Raw genomic sequence first — 8,483 nt, 5'->3', positions numbered from 1 at the left:
GGGCCTTCGACGCCGAGGCCAGCGCCCGCAAGTCGTCGGCGTCGAGCCGTTCCACGGAGCCGGCGGGGAGCGCGCCGCGCGGAGGCGGGCCGGGCGGCGCGGCAGCGGCCGGCGGGGGAGGGGGCGATCCCGGAGGGGACCCGGCGAGGACGGCGTCCAGTTGTCGCCGAGCCTGGTCGGCAGCGGTGCGCGCGGCCGGGTCCTTCGTCAGGAGGCCGCGCAGGACCGGCTCGAGAGGGCCCGCCCGGAGCATCGGCGCGGGATGCTCGGAGACGACGGACATCATCGTCGCCATGGCCTCGCCCCGGGCGAACGGCGGCCGTCCCTCGACCGCTGCGTAGAGTGTGGCCCCCAGCGACCACAGGTCGACCTCGGGGCGCGGCTCCTCCCCGTTGACCCGCTCGGGCGCCATGTAGGACGGCGAGCCGATGAGCGCGCCGTTGGTCGTCAGGCTGGAGTCGCCGGTCGTGGTGGCGATCCCGAAGTCGGTGAGGCAGGCGTGGCCGTTCTTGCCCACCAGGACGTTCGCCGGCTTCACGTCGCGATGGACGATGCCGGCGTGGTGTGCCGCCTCCAGGGCGGCGAGGACGTCGAGCCCGATGCGGGCGACGGCGGCGGGTGCGAGGGGCCCCTGCTCCTCGAGGATCTCCTGCAGGCTGCGGGCGGACACGTGCTCCATCACCAGCCAGGGCTTGCCGCCCTCCTCGACCACGTCGTACACCGTGGTGACGCACGGGTGGTCCAGCCGGGCGGCGGCGCGGGCCTCGCGCATCGTCCGCTCGCGGAGGATCGTGCGCTCCTCGTCGGTCACGTCGACGGAGAAGGTGATCTCCTTGAGCGCGACCTCGCGCTCGAGCACGCGGTCGGTCGCGAGCCAGACGGTGCCCATCCCGCCGCGGCCGATGACCTCCGAGAGCGCATAGCGGCCGGCGACGATACGGGTCCGCGGCCCGGTGTCAGCACTCATGATCGGCACCTACCCGCAGGTCGGGGTCAGGATTCGTCCGCAGGGCCCTCGTCCTCGCTCTGGGCCTCCAGTTCGGCCGCCTGCCCGGGAGTCTCCTGCTCGAGGGCGATGTCGCGCGGCTGGGGTGTTTCGGGCTCGGGCGTGGTCATGACCCCGAGCCTGCCGTACCGCGGGGTCATCCGCCGGGCCGGACGACGCCTGTCTCGTAGGCCAGCATCACCGCCTGGGCGCGGTCGCGGAGGTCCAGCTTGGTGAGCACGCCCGTCAGGTGGGTCTTGACGGTCGACTCCCCGAGGTAGAGGCGGGCGGCGATCTCGCTGTTGGACAGCCCGCCGGCCACCAGGACGAGCACCTCGCGCTCGCGAGGCGTCAGCGCCCGTAGACGGTCGTCGGCGCGGGGGACCGGCCGGCGGGCGAACTCCTCGATCAGCCGCCGGGTCACCGAGGGGGCCAGCAGCGCATCACCGGCCGCGACGACGCGCAGGGCATGGACGAGTTCCTCGGGCGGTGCGTCCTTGAGCAGGAATCCGCTCGCCCCGGCCCGCAGGGCATCGAACACGTACTCGTCGAGGTCGAACGTGGTGAGCACGACCACCCGCGTGGCCGGCAGAGCCGCGACCAGCCGGGCGGTGGCGGCGAGCCCGTCGAGACGCGGCATCCGGATGTCCATCAGCACGACGTCCGGGCGGAACCGGTGTGCCGCCTGGAGGGCCTCGAGTCCGTCGGCCGCCTCGGCCACGACGTCGACGTCGGGTTCGGACTCCAGCAGCTTCCGGAAGCCGGCGCGGACCAGCGTCTGGTCGTCGGCCAGCAGCACCCGGAGCGTCACCGGACCACCCCGGCGTAGGGCAGCCGGGCGCGCAGCCGGAACTCCCCGTCCGGCTCCGGGCCGGCCTCCAGCGTCCCGCCGTGCAGGTCGACCCGTTCGCGCAGCCCGACGAGTCCGTGCCCGGGGGTGTCCGGCGCGCCGTGGTCGCGTGCGGGGTTGACCACCTCCACCACGAGCGCATCCGGGCAGTAGGAGAGCCGGAGTTCGGCCGGGCCCGGGCTGCCGTGCTTGCGGACGTTGGTCAGCGCCTCCTGGACGATCCGGTAGACGGACAGGTCCAGGGCCGCGGGCAGCGCGGCGGGCCGGCCCCGGACCTCCAGCCGTACGTCGAGCCCGCCGCTGCGGGCGGCGCCGAGCAGCCCGTCGAGCTCGCGCAGCGACGGCTGTGGGGAGCGGTCGCCGGCGCCGTCCTCCTTGCGCAGGACGCCGAGCATCCGGCGCAGTTCGACCAGCGCCTCCCGCCCGGTGGTCTCGATGTCGTGCAGCACGCCTCGGGTGGCGCTGCCCGAGGGAAGGGTGCGCGCCTCGGCCGCGGCCTGGACCACCATCACGGTCACCGCATGGGTGACGACGTCGTGCAGCTCGCGGGCGATGCGGGTCCGCTCGGTGACGGCTGCCCGCCGGGCCTCCTCCTCGCGCCCGGCCTCGGACCGGGCCGCCCGCTCCGCGGCCGCCGCGGCCTGCTGCTGCCGCAGACCGACCACCCGGCCGACGGCGAACGTCAGCGCGAACACGACCCAGGACGGGAGGACGTTGCTCCACGGTCGCCCGTCCAGCAGGGCCGGGACGTCGGTGGAGACGAGGAAGGCCGCGAGCCCGGCGCCGACCCCCCACGCCGTCCGGCTCCTCGGGACGGCGGCGGCGCTGAACGTGGACAACCACAGGGCGACCGCCGGGACGAACGGCGGCTGGGGCTGGTCGCCGTAGAGGAGGAGCAGCCACAGCCAGGTGCTCCCCAGGACGACGGCGAACACCGCCACCGGGCGGCGCGTCCGCCAGGCGACGGGCACGCAGACCGGCACGAGGAACAGCGCGTCCACCCATGGCGGGGCGACGAAGCCGGACTCGGCCGACGGCAGTGCCCACACCGCGTACTGCCCCGCCCCGAGGAGAGCGGCGGCGAGCAGCGGGTCGACGATGCGTCGCACCTGCGGCCAGGTGGCCATGCGGGCACCGTAGGGCGAAGTGGGCGCGCAGACCTCCCCCTCGGGTACGAGCCGGACCGGCCCGATCCCGTCCTGCAGGGGGAGGAGGACCAGCGCGCAGGGGGAAGTGCCCGCCTGCGACCCCGACCTAGCGTTCCGCCGTCTCCGCGGCCCCGGACGTCGCGGGCGGATCAGGGAGTCGCCATGACCGGTTCAAGGATCGCCGCGCCACTGCTCGGCGGCGGCGGTGTCGTGCTGTTGGTGGTGGGCAACGAGCTGACGAAGGTCGGCGGGGACTCGCCGTCGCTGCATGCACCGGCGGCGGAGTACGCGACCGCCATCGGATCGTCGGGCCTCGTCGTCGTCGGGGTGTACGGGGTCGTCGCCGCGTGGCTGGCACTGGGTGCGTTCTTCTCCGTCGTCGGGGAGCGGCTGCGCGAGCGGCCGGACGGCGGCCGGCCGGCGCGGCTGGTCGCCGCCGGCGGTGCGCTCGCGGCCGCGGTCGGCATCTCCGGGGCGGCGCCGCTGCTGGCGGCGACGGTGATGGTCGGCGACGGCGGCCTGTCACCGGAGACGGCGAAGTCGCTGCTGCTGCTCAACGGCGCCGTCTTCGTGCTGGGGTGGCTGGTCGTCTCCGTGCCGCTCGGGGTCGCGGCGGCGGCGGGCCGGCGGCTGGGCGTCCTCGGCCGGGGCACGGGGCGGGTGGGGACCGTCGTCGCCGTCGCTCTGGCGGCCGGTTCCCTCGCCGTGTGGTTCGCCGAAGGAGCGCTGCTCGTCTGGCTGGTCGCCCTGATCTGGATCGTCGTCGCGAGCGTCTCGGTGTCCCGCCGCGCGGGGCGGCCGGCGATCCTGACCACCGTCGGATGTCTGTGACCGGTGTGACTCGCGACCCGGTACGGACAGGCCGGCCCGGCCTGTCCGTACCGATGTCTCGTCGAGGCCGACCTAACCTGCCCGGGTGCGCCACGCCTTCCAGGTCGACCTGCGCGGCATCATCGACCTGCTCTCCTCACATCTGTACAGCTCACCCGACGTCTACATCAGGGAGCTGATCCAGAACTCGGTCGACGCCCTCACCGCCCGGGGCAGCGTGGCGGAGGTCGGGGCGGTCGTGGTGGAGTGCCACGACTCGCAGGGCCGCCCGATCCTGTCGGTGGACGACGACGGGGTCGGACTGACCGTCGACGAGGTCCACGAACTCCTGGCGACCATCGGGTCCTCGTCCAAGCGGGACACCCTGCTGGAGCCACGCGCCGACTACCTCGGCCGCTTCGGGATCGGGCTCCTGTCCTGCTTCCTGGTCAGCGACGAGATCCGCGTGGTCACCCGGTCCGCCCGCGGTGGCCCGGGCGTCTCGTGGCGGGGTCGCAGCGACGGCACGTACGAACTGCGCGAGCTCGCCGACGGCGAGGGCCGCGACCGGCCCGGGACGACGGTGTGGCTCGACGCGCGCGCCGGCTTCGAGGACCACCTGGCGCCGGACACCGTTCGCGCGCTCATCCACCGCTACGCGGGACGGCTCGCGCAACCGATCGTGCTCCGCTCCGGCGGCCGCGACGAGGTCATCGGTGGCGGTCCGCTGCCGTGGGTCGGTCGCGACGCGGCGGACGTCCTCGAGTGGGCTCAGGACGAACTCGGCGAGCAGTTCCTGGACGCCGTCCCGCTGGACCTGCCGGCCGCGGGCCTCACCGGCGTGGCTCTGGTGCTGCCCGACAGCCCCAGCCCGGCGGCTCGGCAGCGGCACCGCGTGTACCTCAAGAGGATGCTGCTGTCGGACACCGTCGACGGCCTGCTGCCGGACTGGGCGTTCTTCGTCCGGGTCGTCGTTGACACCAGCGCTCTGCAACCGCTGGCCTCGCGCGAGGGGCTCTACGAGGACGCGACCCTGGCCGCGGTCCGCGACGGGCTCGGTGCCGCCCTGCGGACCTGGCTGACCGGGCTGGCCGACCGTGATCCGGTGCGGCTGCAGGCGCTGGTCCGGGTGCACGCCCTCGCACTGAAGGCGCTCGCCGTGCACGACGACGAGTTGCTTCGGCTGTTCGCGCCGTGGCTGCCGGTGGAGACCAGCCTCGGCCGGATGACTCTCAGCGAGGTCATCCGCCGGGGTCCGGTCCGGTACGCGGCGACCAAGGAGGACTTCAGTCAGATGGTGCAGGTGGCCACGGCCGAGGGGATGTGCCTGGTCAACGCCGGCTACACCTACGACGAGGAGCTGGTGCACCGGATCGCCGACGTGCTGCCCGGCGTCGACGTCGAACGGGTGGAACCGGAGGACCTGGCGGCGGTGCTGCGTCCCGTGCCGGCCGGGGACGAGGCGACGGTCGCCGCACTGCTCCGCCGGTGCGAGCCGATCCTGTCTCCCTTCGGTTGCACCGTCGAGGTGCGCGACTTCAACCCGTCGTCCCTGCCGTGCCTGTACACCGCCGGGGACGGCGCACGCTTCGCCCGGGAGGTCGGCGAGACGGCCCAGGTCGCCGGATCCTTCTGGGGGCCGGTGCTGAGCCGGGTCGAGGCCGCGTCCCGGGACCGCCGCGAGGCCGCCCTCGTCCTCAACTGGCGGCATCCGGTCGTCAACCGGCTGGCCGGACCCGTGCCGGACAGCGCACTGCGGACCGCGCTCGAGGTCCTGTACCTGCAGGCCCTCCTGCTCGGTCGTCACCCGCTCCGGGGCCGGGAGACGGCCCTGCTCTCCGGCGCCCTCGGGCGTCTCGTCGAAGGGAGCCTCGGTGGCTCGCAGTAGGTCGGTCCAGTCACTGCTGAGCGAAGGCTGGGACATGCCGCCGGGGTTCGCCCGGACGGCGGTGGCCGAGGAGGCCGTGCGCGTCGCGGACGCGGCGAACGATCTCGACGCCGGTTTCGAGGCTCGCTGCACCCTGGCCGAGTTCGCGCAGCACGGCGGTGAGGCACGCAAGGCCCTGGTCGCCGTGACCTGGTGCCTGGCCCAGATCGACGCCCACCCGGGCCGCTTCGAGACGCACCGGCCCTACTGGGCGCTCAAGTGGCTGCCCTGGACGTTGCTCGACATCCCCGACGTCCCGCTCGAGGAGGTCGAGGGGGTCGTGGGCGAGATGCGGCGGCGGTACGAGTCGGAAGGCACCGGGCAGGACGCCGTCGCCAAGATCGACTGGACCCTGGCGCTGTACCTCGGCCGGATCGAGGACGCCGTCGAGGCGCACCGCCGCTGGCGGCTCGTCGCCAGGACGGAGTACGGCGACTGCCGCGCGTGCGACGTCGCCTCGGAGGTGGAGCTGGCGCTTGCTGCGGGGGAGCGGGCGCGCGCCCTGGACATCGCGCGTCCCGTCCTCGCGGGGCGGCTGGTGTGCGCGGAGGAGCCCGCCTACGTCCTCGGCGTGCTGCTGGCTCCGCTGGCCGACCTGGGGGAGACCGAGGAGGCAGAGCGCCTGCACGAGTGGGGCCTGCGCCTGGCCCGGGGCAACCCGTCACTGCTGACGACCCAGGCGCAGCACGTCGTCCACCTCATCCGGCACGGCCGGCTGGATGCTGCGCTCGACCTCGTGACCGAGATCCTGGAGGTCTGCGACCGGGACGCGATCGACCTCGACACCCGCATGTGGGTGGCCGCAGCGGGCGGTGCCGTTGCGGCGGCCCTCGCTGAAGCAGGCGTCGACCGGGTGACGCGGTCACTGGGCTCCCGCCCCTCGGGGACCTCGGCCCTGGCCGACGTCCTGGCAGGGGAGGCACGCGTCGCCGCTGCGGCCTTCGATCGACGGAACGGCACCGACACGATGTCCAGAAGAGTGGAGGAGCGGCTGACGGTGCGCCCACAGGCCGCGCCGGCCGCCGGAACTCCCACGGAGGGCCGGACGGAAGCGGTCTCCACCGTGGCGGTTCCCGCGCCACCTGCGCCGGACGCGGAGGGACCGGAGGACGTCCTGACCCGCGCCCGCAAGGAGAGCGGACTCGCGGAGGAGGCCCGTATCGGGCTGGCCGAGCGAGCCCTGGCCGGCTTCCTCGACGCGGGCGACGCGGCGGGGGCCGCGCGTGCGAGGCGCACCATCGGTGCGGCCCTGCTCCGGCTCGACCGGGACGACGAGGCACGCCCGCTGTTGGAGGCTGCCCTCGGGGAGTTGGAGGGGCAGCTCGAGGAGCAGGTCTACGCAGCGCTGGATCTGGCCCGGCTGGGATTCAGTCGCGCGCAGCGGGTCGACGACCACTGCCGTCACTGGCTCCAGGTCGCGCTCGGCGCCGCCGAGAACGCACCGGACCGAGCGACCCTGCTCGGCTTGTGCCGGATCGTCGAGGCCGAATGGCGGGTCCTGGAGCTCGGCCCCGATCCCACCCCCGCGCAGCTGGCAGCGGCCGTCGGGCTGTTCGCGGAGGCCCGCGCCCAGCTCGCGCCCGATCCCGTGGAGGTCGCGCACAGCTGGGCCGCCGAGGCGAACTGTCGCGCGGCCGTGGGTGACCTCGACGGCGGGTCGGGCGCAGCGTCGACGGCGTGGGAGGTGGCCGAGGACGCCGGGAGTGACGAGGCGCGGGCCGCGGTCGGCGGGCTGCTCAGCAGCCTGCTGGTCGCCACAGGGCATCCGGTCCGGGCCCTGGAGATCCTCGAGGCGACCCAACAGGCAGAGATCGCACTCGGTGCGCGCGGGGAGGCCGCGGAAACCGCCGTGGCACGGGCGGAGGTCCTCCGCGACCTCGGCCGGGAGGAGGAGGCACTCGGCCGGGGCTGGGAGGCCGTCGACCTGTTCGTCGCCGCCGGGGACCGTTCGGGCGCCGCAGGAGCCCGGCTGCTGGTCGCCCGCCTGCTCCGGACCCTCGGCCAGGACATCAACGCCTACGACATCCTCTCCGAGGTCGTCGCGCAGGCAGCCGACGACGGCGATCGCCGGCTCGAGGGTGCGGCCGCGCTCGACCTCGCCGTCCTCAACGGTGACTACGGGGACGTCGACGAGGGCCTGGCCGCCGCGCAACGGGCACTCGCATGCTTCGACGCCGACGACCACCACGCCCGCGGGCGCACCTACCGCGCCCTCACCGACCTGCACTTCGCCCGGGAGGAGGTTACTGACGCCCTGTCCGCAGGAGCGGCTGCCCTCGACGCGCTGGCGGAGGAGGGCGATCTGCTGACCCTGGCCGAGGCGCAGCGGGACCAGGCCGCTCGATTGCTGCTGTCCGGGCGGGCGGCGGAGGCGCTGACGCTCTTCGACCTGGCTCGCGCCGCCTTCGAGGCGGAGGGTCTGCCGGTGGCAGTGGCCGGTGTCGATCTGGGCCGGGCCGACGCGCTCGCCTCCCTCGGCCGCACCTCCGAGGCGGCGGCCCTCGCGGAGACGGCGGCTGTCGTCGCGGTCCGGGAGGACGTGCCGATGCTGGAAGCCGACGCGCTCTGGACCGTCGCCGCCCACAGCACGCCGGAGAAGGCCCTGTACGACCGGGCCATCGACGCCTTCGTCCGCGCGGGGGCGCCGGAGGAACAGGTGGCGAGCCTGCGTTCGGCCCGCGACGAGGCGTTGCGGCCCGCACGGGGGCTGTTCCGCCGGAGCCGCTGACCCGGCCGTGTGCCGACGGGGAACGAGGCGTTCGA

The 8,483-nt window shown here is 74.5% G+C and carries 7 protein-coding genes; 3 read left to right on the top strand and 4 right to left on the bottom strand.

Annotated features, from left to right (window positions below; genetic code table 11):
- The 4 genes from E4P38_RS07720 to E4P38_RS07710 all read right to left on the bottom strand — a co-directional run.
- The coding region (locus E4P38_RS07720) for a serine/threonine-protein kinase (RefSeq protein WP_135131171.1) at window positions 1-967 on the bottom strand (967 nt) is incomplete at its 3' end.
- Between the two features lie 26 nt (window positions 968-993).
- Complete coding sequence (locus E4P38_RS23830; protein ID WP_280791062.1) at window positions 994-1,116, bottom strand: hypothetical protein; 123 nt, start codon at window positions 1,114-1,116, stop codon at window positions 994-996.
- 26 nt (window positions 1,117-1,142) lie between these two features.
- Window positions 1,143-1,796 (bottom strand): response regulator transcription factor, encoded by a 654-nt coding sequence (locus E4P38_RS07715; RefSeq protein WP_135131170.1) that lies wholly within the window; start codon window positions 1,794-1,796, stop codon window positions 1,143-1,145.
- Entirely contained in the window at window positions 1,793-2,962 is a 1,170-nt protein-coding gene (locus E4P38_RS07710; protein WP_135131169.1) for a histidine kinase, read from the bottom strand. Before E4P38_RS07710 ends, E4P38_RS07715 begins: the two co-directional genes overlap by 4 nt.
- 183 nt (window positions 2,963-3,145) lie before the next feature.
- Here E4P38_RS07710 and E4P38_RS07705 point away from each other — a divergent pair, with 183 nt between their 5' ends.
- From E4P38_RS07705 to E4P38_RS07695, 3 genes are all read left to right on the top strand, one after another.
- On the top strand, window positions 3,146-3,814 hold the full coding sequence (locus E4P38_RS07705; protein ID WP_135131168.1) for a hypothetical protein: 669 nt from the start codon (window positions 3,146-3,148) through the stop codon (window positions 3,812-3,814).
- A gap of 85 nt (window positions 3,815-3,899) precedes the next feature.
- Window positions 3,900-5,681, top strand: coding sequence for an HSP90 family protein (locus E4P38_RS07700; RefSeq protein ID WP_135131167.1), 1,782 nt, complete (start codon window positions 3,900-3,902; stop codon window positions 5,679-5,681).
- The gene (locus tag E4P38_RS07695) at window positions 5,668-8,448 is read left to right on the top strand and encodes a hypothetical protein (protein WP_135131166.1); all 2,781 of its coding nucleotides are present in this window, start codon (window positions 5,668-5,670) and stop codon (window positions 8,446-8,448) included. The genes E4P38_RS07700 and E4P38_RS07695 overlap by 14 nt, the downstream gene beginning before the upstream one ends.
- Window positions 8,449-8,483: the final 35 nt, after the last annotated feature.

The sequence above is a fragment of the Blastococcus sp. CT_GayMR16 genome, assembly GCF_004570875.1.
In the GTDB taxonomy this organism is placed as follows: Bacteria; Actinomycetota; Actinomycetes; order Mycobacteriales; family Geodermatophilaceae; genus Blastococcus_B.
Note: the sequence above shows the minus strand (reverse complement) of the source record. Positions and strands in the feature narration are given on the sequence as shown.

Excerpts from the sequence above, each read along its gene's own strand:
- E4P38_RS23830 (WP_280791062.1), bottom strand. The coding sequence starts at position 1,116 with ATGACCACGCCCGAGCCCGAAACACCCCAGCCGCGCGACATCGCCCTC.
- E4P38_RS07710 (WP_135131169.1), bottom strand. The coding sequence starts at position 2,962 with ATGGCCACCTGGCCGCAGGTGCGACGCATCGTCGACCCGCTGCTCGCC.
- E4P38_RS07705 (WP_135131168.1), top strand. The coding sequence starts at position 3,146 with ATGACCGGTTCAAGGATCGCCGCGCCACTGCTCGGCGGCGGCGGTGTC.